General features: G+C 62.2%; 15 protein-coding genes. 11 read left to right on the top strand and 4 right to left on the bottom strand.

Annotated elements, in window-relative coordinates; translation table 11 throughout:
• Window positions 1-13 precede the first annotated feature (13 nt).
• The 5 genes from odhB (at window position 14) to BM216_RS12615 (ending at window position 4,712) form a co-directional block, all read left to right on the top strand.
• Entirely contained in the window at window positions 14-1,255 is a 1,242-nt protein-coding gene (gene odhB, locus BM216_RS12635) for a 2-oxoglutarate dehydrogenase complex dihydrolipoyllysine-residue succinyltransferase (protein WP_092999531.1), read from the top strand.
• A 130-nt stretch (window positions 1,256-1,385) separates the two neighbouring features.
• Window positions 1,386-1,799 carry an MAPEG family protein gene (locus BM216_RS12630; protein ID WP_092999530.1) on the top strand — a complete coding sequence of 138 codons (414 nt, stop codon included), beginning with the start codon at window positions 1,386-1,388 and terminating at the stop codon, window positions 1,797-1,799.
• 14 nt (window positions 1,800-1,813) lie between these two features.
• On the top strand, window positions 1,814-2,578 hold the full coding sequence (locus tag BM216_RS12625) for a DUF4241 domain-containing protein (protein ID WP_177230772.1): 765 nt from the start codon (window positions 1,814-1,816) through the stop codon (window positions 2,576-2,578).
• A gap of 82 nt (window positions 2,579-2,660) precedes the next feature.
• Entirely contained in the window at window positions 2,661-4,067 is a 1,407-nt protein-coding gene (gene lpdA / locus BM216_RS12620; RefSeq protein WP_092999528.1) for a dihydrolipoyl dehydrogenase, read from the top strand.
• A 150-nt stretch (window positions 4,068-4,217) separates the two neighbouring features.
• A complete protein-coding gene (locus BM216_RS12615) occupies window positions 4,218-4,712 on the top strand; it encodes a cytochrome b (RefSeq protein WP_092999527.1) in 495 nt (164 codons plus the stop codon).
• Between the two features lie 152 nt (window positions 4,713-4,864).
• Here the strand turns inward: BM216_RS12615 and betT are convergent, their stop codons facing one another.
• The 4 genes from betT to BM216_RS12595 form a co-directional block, all read right to left on the bottom strand.
• Complete coding sequence (betT, locus tag BM216_RS12610) at window positions 4,865-6,862, bottom strand: BCCT family transporter (protein ID WP_092999526.1); 1,998 nt, start codon at window positions 6,860-6,862, stop codon at window positions 4,865-4,867.
• Between the two features lie 121 nt (window positions 6,863-6,983).
• Window positions 6,984-8,003: a TraB/GumN family protein gene (locus tag BM216_RS12605; protein ID WP_092999525.1), complete on the bottom strand. Its 1,020-nt coding sequence runs from the start codon at window positions 8,001-8,003 to the stop codon at window positions 6,984-6,986.
• A 102-nt stretch (window positions 8,004-8,105) separates the two neighbouring features.
• Complete coding sequence (locus BM216_RS12600; RefSeq protein WP_092999755.1) at window positions 8,106-9,179, bottom strand: TraB/GumN family protein; 1,074 nt, start codon at window positions 9,177-9,179, stop codon at window positions 8,106-8,108.
• 92 nt (window positions 9,180-9,271) lie between these two features.
• Window positions 9,272-10,207: a tyrosine recombinase XerC gene (locus tag BM216_RS12595; protein WP_092999524.1), complete on the bottom strand. Its 936-nt coding sequence runs from the start codon at window positions 10,205-10,207 to the stop codon at window positions 9,272-9,274.
• A gap of 136 nt (window positions 10,208-10,343) precedes the next feature.
• On the opposite strand from BM216_RS12595, the gene BM216_RS12590 reads away from it, so the two are divergent.
• The 6 genes from BM216_RS12590 (at window position 10,344) to atpA (ending at window position 17,880) form a co-directional block, all read left to right on the top strand.
• On the top strand, window positions 10,344-11,273 hold the full coding sequence (locus BM216_RS12590) for a GNAT family N-acetyltransferase (RefSeq protein ID WP_092999523.1): 930 nt from the start codon (window positions 10,344-10,346) through the stop codon (window positions 11,271-11,273).
• 40 nt (window positions 11,274-11,313) lie between these two features.
• The gene (locus tag BM216_RS12585) at window positions 11,314-12,465 is read left to right on the top strand and encodes an AAA family ATPase (RefSeq protein WP_092999522.1); all 1,152 of its coding nucleotides are present in this window, start codon (window positions 11,314-11,316) and stop codon (window positions 12,463-12,465) included.
• 267 nt (window positions 12,466-12,732) lie between these two features.
• Entirely contained in the window at window positions 12,733-14,970 is a 2,238-nt protein-coding gene (locus BM216_RS12580; RefSeq protein WP_092999754.1) for a primosomal protein N', read from the top strand.
• Window positions 14,971-15,139: 169 nt separating this feature from the next.
• Window positions 15,140-15,523, top strand: coding sequence for an AGROH133_08824 family phage infection protein (locus tag BM216_RS12575; RefSeq protein ID WP_092999521.1), 384 nt, complete (start codon window positions 15,140-15,142; stop codon window positions 15,521-15,523).
• Window positions 15,524-15,784: 261 nt separating this feature from the next.
• Entirely contained in the window at window positions 15,785-16,351 is a 567-nt protein-coding gene (locus tag BM216_RS12570; RefSeq protein ID WP_092999520.1) for a F0F1 ATP synthase subunit delta, read from the top strand.
• Complete coding sequence (gene atpA, locus BM216_RS12565) at window positions 16,351-17,880, top strand: F0F1 ATP synthase subunit alpha (protein WP_092999519.1); 1,530 nt, start codon at window positions 16,351-16,353, stop codon at window positions 17,878-17,880. Before BM216_RS12570 ends, atpA begins: the two co-directional genes overlap by 1 nt.
• Window positions 17,881-17,894: the final 14 nt, after the last annotated feature.

Genomic DNA, 17,894 nt, shown 5'->3' with positions numbered 1-17,894 from the left:
ACGGAAACAGATCATGGCCACCGAAATCCGCGTCCCAACCCTCGGCGAGTCCGTCAGCGAGGCAACCGTCGGCACCTGGTTCAAGAAGGTCGGCGACACGGTCAAGGCCGATGAGCCGCTGGTCGAACTGGAAACCGACAAGGTTACCGTCGAAGTCCCGGCTCCGGCCTCGGGCGTGCTGACCGAAATCGTCGCCCAGAACGGCGAAACCGTCGGCCTCGACGCGCTGCTCGGCCAGATCGCCGAAGGCGGCGCTGGTGCAGCTCCTTCGGCTCCGGCCGCAAAGCCTGCCGAAGCTGCTCCGGCAAAGGCTGCCGAGCCGGCTGCCCCGGCTCCTGCTGCCCCGGCCGCAGCGCCTGCTGGTGGCTCCTCCATGCCGGCCGCTCCGGCTGCCGCCAAGGTTGCTGCCGACAACAACATTTCGACCGACGACGTCGACGGTTCGGGCAAGCGCGGCCAAGTCCTGAAGGGCGACGTGCTGGCAGCGATCGCCAAGGGCCCGTCTGCTCCGGCAGCTCCGGCTGCTCCGCGTCCGGTTTCCTCGGCCGACGACGCTTCCCGCGAAGAGCGCGTGAAGATGACCCGGCTGCGCCAGACGATCGCCAAGCGCCTGAAGGACGCCCAGAACACCGCGGCCATGCTGACCACCTATAACGAGGTGGACATGTCGGCCGTGATGGACCTGCGCAACCGCTACAAGGACGTGTTCGAGAAGAAGCACGGCGTGAAGCTCGGCTTCATGGGCTTCTTCACCAAGGCCGTCACCCACGCGCTGAAGGAACTGCCGGCCGTCAACGCCGAGATCGACGGCACCGACATCATCTACAAGAACTACTGCCATGTCGGCATGGCTGTCGGCACCGACAAGGGCCTCGTCGTTCCGGTCATCCGTGACGCCGACCAGCGTTCGATCGCCGGCGTCGAGAAGGAACTCGGCCGCCTCGCCAAGGCAGCGCGTGACGGTTCGCTCGGCATGGCCGACATGCAGGGCGGCACGTTCACCATCACCAATGGCGGCGTCTACGGTTCGCTTATGTCCTCGCCGATCCTCAACGCGCCGCAGTCGGGCATTCTCGGCATGCACAAGATCCAGGAGCGCCCGGTCGTCGTCGGCGGCCAGATCGTCATCCGTCCGATGATGTATCTGGCGCTCTCCTACGATCACCGCATCGTCGACGGCAAGGAAGCGGTCACCTTCCTCGTCCGCGTCAAGGAAAGCCTGGAAGATCCGGAACGTCTGGTTCTCGATCTCTGATCCAGTCTATCCCGAGGCGGCATGCGATCTTTCCGGTCGCCTGCCGCCTTGGTTTGCAGTTTTTGCCGCACGCCGTGATGGCAGACCGCACCACAGTTTGCACGACATGCTTTGACCAAGGGAGAACAGCATGGAACCGGATTCCGCGAACGCCACGCATCTGGTCGTGCTGCTGTCCCTCAGCGTCATCCTGCTAATCGTCCATATCCTGCTGCAGGCTTCGTTCGCGACACGCGAATTGGGGCGCACCTGGAATGCCGGGCCGCGGGACAAGGGTGAGCAGCCGGTCAGTGCAAGGGCAGGGCGCGCCGCACGTGCCTCGAAGAACTTTCAGGAGACCTATCCGGCCTTTATCGGCCTTCTCCTGGGCCTCGCCTTCATCGGCGATCCGACCGGGCTTGGCATCGGCGGCGCGTGGTTCTGGCTGATTGCCCGTATCGCCTATGTCCCGATCTATCTCGCTGGCATCGCCTATATCCGCACGCTCGTTTGGGGTCTGAGCATTGTCGGGCTGCTGATCATGATGGCCGCCTTGCTGGCTTGAGGGCGGGAGAGATGATGCGCAGAGGACTGCTTCGCACGACATTCAGCTTATTCGCCACTCTCTCGGGTGGCGCCCGTGTGTTGGCGCAGGCCGAACAGCAGGCCGGTGCAGAGCCCGAAGCGTCAGAGGGCGATGACGCCAGCACCAACCGCCCGATCGCCTCGATGAGCGATGCGGAGCTTTCCGAGCGCGAGATCAGCTGGCTAGATATCGGTGAGGTCGTGGTTTCCTCGGGACGGCTGCGGGCCTGCGATCCCTTGGCCTATCCCGATTTTCCGCCGCTGAAGCGCGTGGTGGAGCCGGGCCGTTATCCGGTTCGTCTCTATGTCGCCTTCGGGCGGGTCGCGGCGGCTACGCTGAGGATCGCGGATGGCCGTCCCGTGACATGGGAAGAGGCTCTCCACGAGGCCGGCGACGACGGCAAGCAGGCCTCGCCTTTTGGCGGCTATCCCGTCGATGCCGGCATGGGCGCCTATTGCGATGCCGACGCGCTAGAGCAGATGCGCCGCCGCGTCAGGGACGTGATGGAAAAGACCGGCCGCAAGGACGTCAATTATTATGACGACGTCACGGCCGAGGAAATCGACAAAAACGATGGCGAATGGGCCATGCACCGACCGATGCCGGACAGCGACCTGAATGTCGCGATGTTTCACAGCGGCTGGGGCGACGGCTTCTATCCCGTCGACTGGGGCTTGGCCGAGGACGGCAGGCCCCTCGTGCTGTTCACCGATTTTCAGGTGCTTGAAAACGCGGACGGGCGAAAAGAACCGGAATAACCGAATAGCCGCGTTTGGCGGCAGTAAAATGAAATGAACTGAACGGGCGGGCAGGTTGTCCGCGGGAAGAAAGGATTAGAACATGTCTTATGATGTCGTCGTCATCGGTAGCGGCCCTGGCGGTTATGTCTGCGCGATCAAGGCAGCACAGCTCGGCCTGAAGGTCGCGGTCGTCGAGAAGCGCGCCACCTATGGCGGCACCTGCCTCAACATCGGCTGCATTCCGTCGAAGGCCCTGCTGCATGCGTCGGAAATGTTCCACCATGTCGCTCACGGCGTCGACCAGCTCGGCGTCGAGGTTTCCGCTCCGGTGCTGAACCTCGAAAAGATGATGGCGCACAAGGATGCAACGGTGAAGTCGAACACCGACGGCGTCGCCTTTCTGTTCAAGAAGAACAAGATCGACGGCTTCATCGGCACCGGCAAGATCGTTTCGGCCGGCAAGGTTTCCGTCACCGGCGAAGACGGCAAGGTGCAGGAAATCGAGACGAAGAATATCGTCATCGCCACCGGTTCCGACGTTGCCGGCATTCCGGGCGTCAATGTCGAGATCGACGAGAAGGTCATCATCTCGTCGACCGGCGGTATCGCCCTCGACAAGGTGCCGCAGAACTTGATCGTCGTCGGCGGCGGCGTCATCGGCCTCGAGCTCGGTTCGGTCTGGATGCGCCTCGGCGCCAAAGTCACCGTCATCGAATATCTCGACAAGCTGCTCGGCGCCATGGATGCCGACGTATCGAAGCAGTTCCAGCGCATGCTCGCCAAGCAGGGCATGGATATCCGCACCGAAGCCAAGGTTACTGGCGTCGAGAAGACGGCAAACGGCGCCAAGGTGACCTATGAGCCGGTCAAGGGCGGCGATGCGGTCACCGTCGAAGCCGACGTCGTTCTGATCTCCACCGGCCGCAAGCCCTATACCGAAGGCCTTGGCCTCGAAGGTGCGGGCGTCGCGCTCGACAATCGCGGCCGCGTCGAGATCGACGGCGGCTTCAAGACCAACGTTGCCGGCATCTACGCGATCGGTGACGTGGTGAAGGGCCCGATGCTTGCCCACAAGGCGGAAGACGAGGGCGTTGCGCTCGCCGAGATCCTCGCCGGCCAGCACGGCCATGTGAACTACGACGTCATTCCGAGCGTCGTCTACACCCAGCCGGAAGTCGCTTCCGTCGGCAAGACCGAGGAAGAGCTGAAGGCGGCAGGCATCGCCTACAAGATCGGCAAGTTCCCGTTCACGGCGAACGGTCGCGCCCGTGCGATGCTGGCGACCGACGGTTTCGTCAAGATCCTGGCCGACAAGGAAACCGACCGCGTTCTCGGCGGTCACATCGTCGGCTTCGGCGCCGGCGAGATGATCCACGAGATCACCGTGCTGATGGAATTCTCCGGTTCGTCTGAAGATCTCGGTCGCACCTGCCACGCTCACCCGACCATGTCGGAAGCCGTCAAGGAAGCCGCGCTCGCGACCTTCGCCAAGCCGATCCATATGTAATCGGCGAAAGCCTCGAAACTCGAAAGGCGGGGCAATGCTCCGCCTTTTCTTTTGTCTGCTGTTTCAGATGCGATGCGCGCCTCTCTTGCCGATGCGGCAGGCCGCCATAGACTCCATGGAGCTTTCCCGCTTTCCAGACAGGTGGCTCCGATGAAGACCGCGTTCTCGATCCCCCAGCGCATCGTGCACTGGCTGATGGCTGTGCTGATCCTGTTCAACCTTTTGTTCTCCGATGTGATGACGACCTTCGGAGAGCTTTATTTCGGCGACAAGCCGATACCACCGGACGTGATGTCGTCGGCGAATATCCATGCCTATGTCGGGATTGCGATCCTGGCGCTGGCGCTCACTCGGCTCTGTCTTCGCATCGCGCAAGGGGCGCCGGCCCATCCCCCGGAGGAGCCGGCTTTCTTCCGCTTCGTGGCGACGATCGTGCATTGGTCGCTCTATGCGATGTTCATCATCATGCCGTTCGCCGGGATCGGCGCTTTCTACTTCAAGAACAGCACGGCCGCCTTCGCCCATATCGGCTGGATGAAGACCGCGCTATGGGTGCTGATCGGGCTGCATTTGCTTGGCGTTCTGGCGCATCAGTTCTACTGGAAGACCAACATCCTGCGTAGGATGACGACCGGCCGGACGTGATTTTTCCGTTGCTGTCGCTTCAAGTCTGCCGAGGGCGTCATGCTCGGGCTTGTCCCGAGCATCTGCTGAGTCTGCTTGTTGGAAACGTGGGCAGATCCTCGGCACAATGCCGAGGATGACGAACAGACGGCGATGTCGCCCGGCGCCCTCCCTCACGCTCTGACCGCGTGGAGATACTGGAAGTGGCGGTCGTATTGGGCGAGCACGTCCTGGATCAGTTCCTCGCGGGTGAGGCCCATGACGTCGTAATCCTGGCCGCCATCGGAGAGAAATACCTCGGCGCGGTAATATTTGTCGGCGCTCTGGCGGTTGGCCTGGCTTTCGATGAAGCTGTAACTCGGCATATCATAGGGCCGGATACGGATGCCGTAGGAGAATTCCTCCTCGCCGCCGGGCGTGACGATCATCTTCAGACGGTTGTCGTCATGGCGGATTTCCGCGTCCAGCGAGCGCTTGCGCAGTTCCGCCACCACGTCCTCCAGTGCCGGTGTCGCGGTTTCCTCCAGGAATTTGGCGACCTCGGATTTACGCGGATAGCTGATGATGCCGTGCAGCTGCCTTTGCCAGCTGACCGACTTCCGCGGCCTCAGGCTCTGGACCAGCGCGTTCTGGCGCACGCCTTCACGGCGAAGACCCTGGAACAGGCCCCAGCACATCAAGAGCATGACGAAGGTGAAGGGCAGGGCGCCGGCAATCGAGGCCGTCTGCAGCGCATCGAGTCCACCCGCTGCGAGTAGGACCGCACCGATGACACCACCGGTGATCGCCCAGAAGACACGCCGGGCCACCGGACCGTCCTCGCGGCCGCCGGAGGTCAGCGTGTCGATGACGAGGGCGGATGAGTCTGCGCCGGTGACGAAGAAGAAGACGATCAGCGCCATGGCGAACCAGGAGACGTAGACGCCGGCCGGGAACTGTTCGAGGAAAACGAAGAGCGCCAGCGTCACGTCCTTTGCCACAGCTTCCGAGACGGCCGTCGTTTGGCCGGTCAGGTGCATGGAGAGCGCGGTATCGCCGAAGACGGTCATCCAGGCGAAGCTGAAACCGGCCGGCACGAGCAGTACGCCGAAGATGAACTGACGGATGGTGCGGCCGCGGGAGATGCGGGCGATGAACATGCCGACGAAGGGCGACCAGGCGATCCACCAGCCCCAGTAGAACAGGGTCCAGTCGCCCAGCCACTCGGCCGGCTGGTCGTTAGGGGCATAGGCATACATGTAGAAGGTGCGCAGCACGAACTGGTCGAGATAGGCGCCGAAATTCTGCACGAAGGCGCGTAGCAGGAAGGTCGTCGGACCCATGATGAAGACGAAGGCCATCAGCGCCACGGCCATGATCATGTTGAGGTTCGACAGGAACTTGATGCCCTTGTCGAGGCCGGTCGCGACCGAGATGGTGGCCATGCCGGTGATGATGACGATGAGCGGCAGCTGCACCCAGAAATCCATCGGCCAGCCCAGCACATGGGCAAAGCCGGCATTGACCTGCAGCACGCCGAGACCCAGCGAGGTGGCGACGCCGAACAGCGTGCCGATGACGGCGAAGATATCCACTGCATTACCGATCGGCCCGTAGATGCGGTCGCCGATGATCGGGTAGAGCGCCGAGCGCATGGTGAGCGGCAGGCCGTGGCGGTAAGAGAAATAGGCGAGCGACAGGCCGATCACCGCATAGACGGCCCAGGCATGCAGGCCCCAATGGAAATAGCTGATTTCCATGGCGGTACGCGCGGCCTGGATGGTGGCGGGATCGCCGACGGGCGGCTTGGTGAAATGGTTGACGGGTTCGGCGACGCCGAAGAAGACGAGGCCGATGCCCATGCCGGCGGCAAACAGCATGGAGAACCAGGCCGGATAGCTGAAATCCGGCTCCGAATGGTTGGGGCCGAGCTTGATATTGCCGTAGCTCGAGACGCCGAGATAGAGCATGAGAAGCAGGAAGACCGCCACGGCGAGAAGATAGATCCAGCCGAGTTCGGAGACGATCCAGCTCTGCACGGCGGCAAAGGTTGCCGCCGACGCTTCGGGCGCGATCACGCCGCTCAGCACGAAGACGAGCGTGATTCCGACAGACCAGAAGAACACGGGCCGGTTTACACCCTCCATCAAGCCGATCTTGCGGGAGTTTGGTGTTTCGCTCGCGTCTGCCATGAATGCCCCTGCGCTTGCCGTTAAACTGCGGCAGCGGAGCATGTTTTAGCCCCACCGCATAAGCGGCATATGGAGCCATGGGAACATTCGCCAAGGGGCGAAACGGATAACCGACAGACCGTCAGTTTGCGCGCTTCACCTTGAAGCCCTGCTTGCGCAAAAGCTCGACCAGGCCTTCCTCTCCCTGGAGATGGAGCGCGCCGACCGCGACGAAGGCATTTCCTTCCCTGAGATAGGGCAGGACCCTTTCGGCCATGACATGGTTGCGGCGGATGACGACGGCATCTTCGAACTCGGAATAGACATCGGCCGCCATCGACGTGTCGTCGCGCGAGATTTTTCTGAGCAGCGGCTGGATCGGTCCAAGGTCGCCTTTACTGTAGAGTTCGATCGTCGTCTCGTCGGCGTCTGCCAGCCGGCTGGCTGAGGTGATCGAGGAGAGCAGGCTCTTCACCTGCGCTTCCAGCGACATGGTGTTGAAGGCGCTGTACTGTTCCTCCAGGGTTTCGAGGCCTCGGACAGGAATCATGTTATTGGCGGCATCGATCGCCAGCTGCTGATCGAGAACCGGTACGGGCTCCTTGGCCTGCGGCGTCTTGCAGCCTGCATTGAAGATGTTGGCGACCATCCAGGGGCGCAGATAGTTGACCGCGGACAAGGGCGCGCCCCTTGCCGTCAGCGCTTCATTCACAAAGCTCTTCTGGTCAGGTGTGAGAAAATCCTCGATCCGCTTGCCGGCAGGCATCATCATCATGTCCGGCTTGGTGAAGGCCAGGATGCGGGCCTTGCCGAGATCGAGAAGCTGATCGGATTCCAGCACGGTGACGCTCGCCCGGCGTTGCGCTTGCTTCACGGCCCGCGCCATCTTGAGTACGCGCGGATCGGCGACATGCATCGTGCCGAACAGGTATGACGGTTTCAGTCCGCGCTTTTCGATCTTCCAGAACAGGCCCTTTGCATTGGGGATTTTCCGACCCTCGGCGATGATCCTGTCATAGGCTCGGCGGTCCTCCTTCTTCATCTTCGCCAGAAGATCGGTTCCGCCGCATTGCGGCGTTTCGGCATGGGATGGTGCACCGGAGGCGATGAACAGGACAAGGCTGGCGAGCAGGGTGAACAGGCTGCGGATGGAATGGCGCATGAACAGGAACTCGTCAAAAAGGGCTTCAGGACAATGCCCGGAAGATTGACGAGATTTGCCGATGGCGCAACTGCCGAATAGCTTTGCTGGTCTGATCGAGGGCTAGTTGGCTCTGGTCACGGAAAAGCCCTGCTTCCTGAGCAGTTCGACGAGGCCTTCCTCGCCCGGCAGGTGCAGCGCGCCGACGGCCATGAAGACATTGCCTTCCGACAATATCGGTGCGGCGCGTTCCGCCATCAGGTGGTTGCGCTTGGTAACGATCAGCTCTTCGAACTCAGCATAACCTTCGTCATCGCTGCCGTCGGGAGCCACCTGTTTCAGAAGCGGGATGGTGAGGCCCATCTCGCCGCTCAGGTAGAGATCGGTCATGGTTTCGAAAACGTCGTCCATCTTCGCGCCGAGCTTGATCGTCTCCACCAGCGACTTCAGATGAATGTCGGTCGGGATGGAGGCCATGGCGCCGAGCTGTTCGGCATAGGTTTCGAGGCCCTTGACCGATTTCCCAGCGGCTGCTGCGTCCATCGCGATCCGCTTGTCGAGAAAGGCTTCCGCCTTCGCCTTGCGCGCCATTTCGCAGGCAGGAAGGGAGACAAAGGCCATCAGCATCCAGGGTTTCATGCGCGAAACGGCGGCGAGCGGGATGCCGCGCTGTTTCAATCCGCTCTCCAGAAGGGCCAGATCGTCCTTGCTCAGCAGCTTTTCGATAGAGGTGCCGTCGGTAAACATGGTGAGTTCGGGATTGGCCAGAACGCTGCCCATTGCCTTCTGCTCGTCCAGCACCTCGGCGGATTCGACGATGATGGTCTTGGCATCCGTCAGTGCTGCGTCGGCGCCGGCCGGCATTTTCAGCACGCGCGGGTCCGTGACATGCATGGTGCCGAGCAGCCATGAGGTGGCAGTGCCCGGCTTCTCGATCTTCCAGAAAATGCCCTTGCCGTTCGGCACCTTGTCGCCTTCGGCGACGATCCGCTGATAGGCGGCAGGGTCCTTCGCCTTCATCTCGTCGACAAGGCTTGTGCCGTGGCAGGCGGGTTCCGGCTGCTGGGCATGGGCCGTCAGGGAACCAAGAACCAGAACGAGCGAAGCGAGGACAGCCACGTGGATGGCGGCGATCAGCCAGAGCAAGAGGCCCTGCAGACGCTCGAAACGGGTGCCGGAGAAGAAGGAAACGTTCATGTCATCGATCCGCAATTGTCATGCGAAACTATCAATCCGAGTTCGACAGCTGCTTAACGGGTTTGGTTAAGGAATGGTTCTCCATCGGGCGGTCACGCCCGGGGATGTGCCCGATCGTAGACTTCCAGCAGGCGTGAGGTATCGACACCGGTATAGACCTGTGTCGTCGACAGACTGGCATGGCCGAGCAATTCCTGGATGGTGCGCAGGTCGCCGCCGCCGGCAAGAAGATGGGTGGCGAAGGAATGCCGGAGTGCGTGCGGCGTCGCGGTATCCGGCAGGCCGAAAGCGCTACGCAGCTTCTGCATCTGTCGCTGGATGATCGCCGGCTGCAGCGGTCCGCCGCGGGCGCCGCGAAACAGCGGCTGGTCCTCGGTCAGGTGGTATGGGCAGATATCGCGGTAGTGCGTGACCGCTTCGGAGACCGCCGGAAGCACCGGCACGATGCGAGTCTTGCCGCCCTTGCCCTTGATGCGCAGCGTCGCCGTGCCGGGTTCGATCTCGTCGGGCTTGAGGCCAAGCGCTTCGGAAATACGCAGGCCGCAGCCGTAGAGAAGTGCCAGCACGGCGGCATCGCGGGCGGCGATCCATGGCTCGTCATGCAGCTGGATGTCGGAGATCGTCAGGTTGGTCGCCTGCCGGTCGGTCAGCGGCTTGGGCAGCGATTTCGGCTGTTTCGGCGCGCGGATGGCGCCGGCGGCTGCGGCATTCACCAGGCCCTGGCGCTCGAGATATTTGAGGAGGGACCGCAGACCGGCGAGATGCCGGCCGAGCGAACGGGCGCCCGAGCCGTCGCGGCGACGCTGCGCCAGGAAGGCGCGCAGATCGGCCGGCCGCAGCGTATGGATGTCGGAAAGTTTCGGCGGGCCGGCGAGGTGGCCGGTCAGAAAGGTCAGGAACTGCCGGGTGTCGCGCTCATAGGCATCGAGCGTATTGGCGGAGAGCCGGCGCTCGTTTTCGAGGCTTTCCAGCCACTCCTGGCGCTTGGCCGAAAGGTCCGGCGCGGCAATGATCAGCAGTTCGTTCAAGCTCTTGCCCGTTGATTTTGGTGGAAAGCCGCACCAGATTGCTATCGGTAGCGTTACGAAAATCCTAAGTGCCGGTACTCTGCCAAAGTTTTATCATACAGGGCTGCCACAAAGCCGCCCTGCCCAAGGAGTTTGTATGGCCCGCCGTGATAGTTCGACGACCTTGAGTCAATTCGCGGAAACCATAACTCTCAACTCGCGGGGCCGGCCCGGCCATATCGTCGATACGCTGATCGGGGAGCGCGGCAAACGCATCGTCGGCAGCCCGTTCTGGCCGGTCATGCGGCCGTTTCTCTACACGCTGCTGCGCTATGGCAAGGCGATCGAGTTCGCCGACGACGTGGCGCCGAAAAGCGGCTTCCAATGTTTCGAATATATGAGCGATCTGCTGAAGCTGGAGATCAAGGCGAAGAATGCCGAGCGAATTCCGCAAAATGGCGGTTTCATCCTGGTCAGCAACCACCCGACCGGCATTGCCGACGGCGTTGCCGTCTTCGATCTGTTGAAGGCAACCCGCCCCGACCTGATGGTCTTTGCCAATCGTGATGCCGTGCGCGTCAATCCGCGCTTTGCCGAGATGATCATTCCGGTCGAGTGGCGCGACGAATACAAGAGCAAACTGAAGACCCGCGAGACTCTGGTGCTGACCAACAAGGCGGTCGAGGAGGGCAAGGTGATGGTGCTCTTCCCGTCCGGCCGCATCGCCTATTGGGCAAACGGCAAGCTCAACGAGCGGCCGTGGAAGACTTCCGCCGTTAGCCTGGCGCGCAAATACAATCTGCCGATCCTGCCGATCCATATCACGGCGCGCAATTCCGGCCTGTTCTACTGGTTCGCCAAATGGTCGACCGAATTGCGCGACATGACGGTGTTCTATGAGCTCTTGAACAAGAAGGGCAACCGCTTCGACTTCACCGTCGGCCAGATGATCGAGCCCGACCAGTTGGAAGGCGATCCGGCGGAAGTGACCAAGGCGCTGGAGCACCACACCGTCGTCGAACTGGCGGCCGATGGCGATGCCCGGTTCGCGGGGCTAGTCAAGCCGGAGGTCGTTTCGGCGGCTTGAGCAAAATCGCTTAGACGATTGAAGCCATGGGAGGTTCGGCATGCTGCTTCGTTCCATGTCAGCGAAGAACTATCGCTCCCTGCGGTCGATCGGCATGGATCTATCAGGCGTCAACCTGTTCATCGGCGAGAACGGTGTCGGCAAATCCAATCTCTATCGTGCGCTGCAGCTGATCCAGGCGGCTGTGCGCGGCACGCTGGCTGCCGAAATCGCGGCGGAAGGCGGAATGGCTTCGGCGCTCTGGTCCGGCCATCGGCGCAACGAGAAGAATTTCCGCATCAAGCTCAATGTCGAGGTGCTGGACGAGGAACGTGCCATCACCTTTCGATACCGGGTGGAAGCGGGGCTGAGGCCGCCGAAGGCTGCCGCCGGTTTCGCCTTCGAACCGCAGATCAAGGAAGAGGAGCTCTCGATCGAGACCGGCTCGCGGCCGGTGGCGATGATGAAGCGGGCAGGGCCCGGCATCATGGTGCGGGATGCCGCCAACCGAATGCAGGAATATCCGGAAAAGGCGATGACGTCGGAAACGGCGATCGCGCTGCTCGGCGATGCCGGGCATTATCCGGAGATCGGGGCTTTTCGGCGGATGGTGGAAAGCTGGCGCTTCTTCCACGGGTTTCGCACCGACCGCGATTCACCGATGCGGCAGCCATGTCTGGCGGTCACTGCGCCTCTGCTCGACGAGGACGGTGCGAATATTGCGGCGGTGTTCGCCACGCTGGAACATATCCGTGGCGACACGATCGAATTGAACCGAGCGATTGCCACCGCCTTCGAGGGCGCGAGGCTCTCGGTGCCGGAGCCCGGCGAATATGCGGAATTCGGGCTGGTCTTCCCGCATATGCCGCTAAGGGTCTTCAAACCGCGCGAATTGTCGGACGGGCAGATCCGCTTTCTCGGGCTGGCGGCGGCGCTTATGTCCTATCGACAGCCGCCGCTGATCGCGCTCAACGAACCGGAAGCGAGCCTGCATCCGGATATGCTCGAGCCGCTGGCCGATATGATCGGCGAAGCGGCGAAGTCGAGCCAGATCTGGATCGTCACCCATTCCGAGCAACTGGCTGCCGCCGTGCAGGAGCGCTGCGGGGTACGGGCCAAGCGGGTCATTCGCAAGGAGGGCGCCACCTGGATCGAAGGCATGCGGGCGACGGGGCTGATGGACGAGGATGACGAGGACTATGGAAGCTGTTAGCGGTCAGGGCTCAACGCTATCTCCCTCATTCCTGTGCTTGTCACAGGAATCCAGTGCGCCCAAGTCCTTGTGCGCACGAAACTCTTTATAAGAATAAGATACAGTCCCCTCATGACGCAGACGCGCCATGGCTGGATTCCTGTGACGAGCACAGGAATGAGAAAGGTCTGTGGGCCATCCCTACGACAGCCGACACGTTGTGAAGCCGTTCAGAATCCCATTGTCCAGGGTTCACTTTTGTTCTCTTCCGATGCATGGTCGCGCCGCATGGCCAGAGATTCTTCCGACATGATGAGTTCGCTGTTCGGCGACGCGCTTGCGCCGTCGCGGGCGCCCGTGCGCGTCGTGCCGGTTCTGGTGCCTCTGCCGGTGCCGGTGGCCTATAGCTATGCCGTGCCGGAGGGCATGCATGTCGAGCCCGGTTCAGTCGTGCAGGTGCCGGTCGGACCGCGCCAGGTGATCGGCGTTGTCTGGGAGGGCGAGAACGACGAGCGGCTCGATCCCAAGAAGCTTCGTCCGATCACGCTCGTCTTCGACTGCCCGCCGCTGTCGAAGGATATGCGCGACTTCGTCGACTGGGTGTCTGCCTATACGCTCTCGCCGCCGGGGCTTGTCGCCCGCATGGCGATCCGGGCGCCGGCGGCGCTCGATCCCGAGCCGATGGTGGAGGGCCTGCGCTATCTCGGCGGTGAGCCGGATCGGCTGACGCCGGCGAGAACCCGCGTGCTTGACATGGCGCGCGAGCAGGATGCGCCGTGGACGCGGAGCGGGCTCGCCCATGCCGCGGGCGTGTCGCTCAGCGTGATCGACGGGCTGATCAAGCAGGGCATGTTCGACACGATCTTTCTGCCTCCGCCGCCCGTCGTGGCGAAACCGGATCCCGACTATATTGCCCCGCGCATCGAAGGGCCGCAGAAGGATGCGGCGCAAGAGATCGTTGCCTCCATCCGTGAAGGCGGGTTTGCCGCCTCGCTGATCGACGGGGTGACGGGCTCCGGCAAGACGGAAGTCTATTTCGAGGCGATCGCCGAGACGCTGAGGCGTGGCAAGCAGGTGATGATCCTCTTGCCCGAGATCGCGCTGACGCCGGCCTTCCTCGAGCGTTTCGAGCAGCGTTTTGGCGCCAAGCCGGCCGAATGGCATTCCGATCTTTCGCCCCGCATGCGCGAAAAGGTGTGGCGCGGCGTGGTGACGGGCGAGGTGCGCGTCGTGGCCGGTGCGCGTTCGGCGCTGTTCCTGCCCTTCGAGGAACTCGGCCTCATCATCGTCGATGAAGAGCACGACCCTGCCTACAAGCAGGAAGACCGCGTTTTCTATAATGCGCGCGACATGGCGGTGGTGAGAGCCCGGATCGGCGACTTTCCGGTCGTCCTCGTCTCGGCCACTCCTTCTGTCGAAAGCCAGGTCAACGGACTGTCCGGCCGCTACAATCTCGTGCAACTGCCGACCCGTTTCGGCGATGCGGCGTTGCCGGACCTGCATCTTATCGACATGCGGCGCCATCCACCGGAACGCGGCGGCTTCCTGTCGCCTCTGCTGGTGCGGGCGATCGCGCGGACGATCGAGAAAAAAGAACAGGCGCTGCTCTTCCTCAATCGACGCGGTTATGCGCCGCTGACGCTCTGCCGCGTCTGCGGCCACCGGTTCCAGTGCCCGCAATGTTCGAGCTGGCTGGTCGAGCACCGCTTCAAGAACCAGATCCAGTGCCATCAATGCGGCTATCACCAGCATACGCCGGAAGCCTGCCCGGAATGCGGGACGCTCGATCATCTCGTTGCGTGCGGTCCGGGTGTCGAACGTATCGCCGAAGAGGTGGAGAAGCATTTTCCCGATGCGCGCACGATCGTCATGTCTTCGGACATTCTCGGCGGGGTCAAGCGCATGCGGCTGGAACTCGAAGCCATCGCCAAGGGTGATGTGGATATCGTCATCGGTACGCAGCTCGTCGCCAAGGGCCACAACTTTCCGCTGATGACACTGGTCGGCATCGTCGATGCCGACCTCGGCCTGTCGAACGGCGATCCGCGGGCGGCCGAACGGACATTCCAGCTGCTCAGCCAGGTGACAGGCCGCGCCGGGCGAACGGGCTTGAAAAGCCATGGCCTGATCCAGACGTTCCAGCCGCAGCATCCGGTGATGCAGGCGATCGTATCGGGCGATTCCACTGCCTTTTACGAGCGCGAGATTTCGGAGCGGGAAAAAGCGCTGCTGCCGCCCTTTGGCCGTCTCGCTTCGCTGATCGTGTCTGCCGATACGCGGGCGGATGCGGAAAACCATGCCCGCGGCCTTCGCGCGGCCGCTCCGCATGTTTCCGGCATCGCGATCCTCGGGCCGGCGGAAGCGCCGATCGCGCTCGTGCGTGGCCGCTACCGCTTCCGGCTTCTCGTGCATGGACGGCGCAATTCCGACATGCAGGCCTTTCTGCGATCGATGATCGGCAATGGACCGAAGGCCCGGGGAACGGTCCAGGTTCAGCTCGACGTCGATCCGCAGAGCTTTCTCTAGAGCCGTTCCGGACACAAGACCACCGCCCCTCCTCGCTGGAACCGGTCGGGTGCATCGACGCGACGCCCAAACGGTTTCGGAAAGTACGGGGCTCCGCCCTTGAACGCCCATCTTTGCGACTTGTTTACCCTGTTGGCTAGAATCGGGACGATTCGCAGAGGGACGACGCATGGAATTCTACTTTCCGACTGAAATGAACGAGCAGGTGGCCTTTGTCGCCTGCGCTATCACGGCCGTCATCGGTCTTCTGGTCTTCCTCTGCCCCGGACCCGTCCTTCGGCTTTCCGCTTTCCAGATCGGCCAGGTCCTGCCGGAAGGCTACGGTTCCGTGCGGGCGGCAGGCGCGCGCTATATCGGCCTTGGTGTCCTGCCCATCCTGCTCGCCCAGGACTGGTTCTACATGGCGACCGGCGTGGTGCTGGCGCTCGGTGCCGCCGGACGGCTCGTCTCCTTCTTCGCCGACCGTGGCTTCACCTCGCGAAATATGCTGTTTTTCCTACTGGAGGTTGTCCTGGCTGCGGGGCCGCTCGCCTATGTGTTTGGCTACATTTGACCGGCCTTATTGACGCAGGCCGGCGCCCGCGCCCGAGATTCCTTCACTGCCGCGTCAAAAATGTGCGCATCCCCTTGAAGGACGGGCGTTTTCGATGTCGAGGCGTGTTGCGAGTCCCTACATCCTATGCTAGACGGACCCCGAACGTCGGAAAGGGTGGGCTGGAGGCTTCGCAGGTTCCGAGGGAAATTCAATTATTTTCAAGACCTTGCTTGAACATGAGTTCCAGGTTGGGCGCTTGAATGGCAATTCAGGGAAACTGTGCCCGTGGCTGACACGTCCCCGCTTATTTCCGGTGTTGCGGAGCGCTATGCTTCGTCGCTGTTTGAATTGGCTTTGGAATCTGGTTCCATCGACAGTGTCGGCGCCGATCTCGATCGTTTCCAGGCTCTTCTGGACGAGAGTGAAGATCTGCGGCGTCTGGTTGCAAGTCCGGTCTTCTCTGCCGAAGATCAGCAGAAGGCTGCCAGTGCCGTTGCCGAAAAGGCCGGCATCTCCGGTACCGTTCTGAACTTCATCAAGGTCGTGGCTGGCAATCGCCGTCTGTTTGCCCTTCCGGGCATGATCCGCGCCTATCGCGAAATCGCCGCTGAACACCGCGGTGAAGTTACCGCCGAGGTCACCTCGGCCCATGCGTTGACCGCAACGCAGGAAAAAGAACTCAAGTCGGCGCTGAAGGGCGTTACCGGCAAGGACGTGACCATCGCGGTCACGGTCGATCCGTCGATCCTCGGCGGCCTGATCGTCAAGGTAGGCTCGCGTCAGATCGATACTTCCCTTCGCACCAAACTTTCCACCCTTAAGCTTGCATTGAAAGAGGTCGGCTGATGGATATCCGTGCAGCGGAAATTTCCGCAATTCTCAAGGACCAGATCAAGAATTTCGGCCAGGAAGCTGAAGTTTCGGAAGTCGGCCAGGTTCTTTCCGTCGGCGACGGTATCGCTCGCGTCTACGGCCTCGACAATGTCCAGGCCGGCGAAATGGTCGAATTCCCGGGCGGAATTCGCGGCATGGCGCTGAACCTCGAATCCGACAATGTCGGCGTCGTCATCTTCGGCTCCGACCGTGACATCAAGGAAGGCGACACCGTCAAGCGGACCGGCGCCATCGTCGACGTTCCGGTTGGTCCGGAACTGCTCGGCCGCGTCGTCGACGCGCTCGGCAATCCGATCGACGGCAAGGGCCCGATTAACTCGACCCGCCGTTCGCGCGTTGACGTCAAGGCTCCGGGCATCATCCCGCGCAAGTCGGTTCATGAGCCGATGTCGACCGGCCTCAAGGCCATCGACGCCCTCATTCCGGTTGGCCGCGGCCAGCGCGAGCTCGTCATCGGCGACCGCCAGACCGGCAAGACCGCCATCATTCTCGACGCGTTCCTGAACCAGAAGTCGATCCACGACAACGGCCCGGACGGCGACAAGCTGTTCTGCGTCTACGTTGCTATCGGCCAGAAGCGTTCGACCGTTGCCCAGTTCGTCAAGGTTCTCGAAGAACGCGGCGCACTGCAGTATTCGATCGTCGTTGCCGCGACCGCTTCCGACCCGGCTCCGATGCAGTATCTCGCACCGTTCGCCGGTTGCGCCATGGGCGAATACTTCCGCGACAACGGCCAGCACGCCCTGATCGCTTATGACGACCTTTCCAAGCAGGCCGTCGCCTACCGTCAGATGTCGCTCCTGCTGCGCCGCCCGCCGGGCCGTGAAGCTTATCCGGGCGACGTCTTCTACCTCCACTCGCGTCTCCTCGAGCGCGCCGCAAAGCTCTCCGACGAGCGCGGCGCCGGTTCGCTGACGGCTCTGCCGGTCATCGAAACCCAGGGTAACGACGTTTCGGCCTTCATTCCGACCAACGTGATCTCGATCACCGACGGCCAGATCTTCCTCGAAACCGACCTGTTCTACCAGGGCATCCGTCCGGCCGTTAACGTCGGTCTGTCGGTTTCCCGCGTCGGCTCGGCCGCGCAGGTCAAGGCGATGAAGCAGGTTGCCGGCTCGATCAAGGGCGAGCTTGCCCAGTATCGCGAAATGGCTGCCTTCGCGCAGTTCGGCTCCGACCTCGACGCCTCCACGCAGCGCCTGCTCAACCGCGGTGCACGCCTGACGGAACTCCTGAAGCAGCCGCAGTTCTCGCCGCTGAAGACGGAAGAGCAGGTTGCGGTGATCTTCGCAGGCGTCAACGGCTACCTCGACAAGGTCGCGGTTTCCGACGTCGGCAAGTTCGAACAGGGCCTGCTGTCCTACCTCCGCTCGGAAGGCAAGGCAGTTCTCGATACGATCCGCACCGAAAAGCAGATCTCGGACGACACGAAGGCAAAGCTGAAGTCGGCTCTCGACGCCTTCGCAAAGTCTTTCGCCTAAAAGTACGGATCTAG

The organism is Rhizobium sp. NFR07 (genome assembly GCF_900111905.1).
In the GTDB taxonomy this organism is placed as follows: Bacteria; Pseudomonadota; Alphaproteobacteria; order Rhizobiales; family Rhizobiaceae; genus Neorhizobium.
The sequence above is the reverse complement of the archived record's forward strand: the minus strand, read 5'-3'. Positions and strand labels throughout refer to the sequence as shown.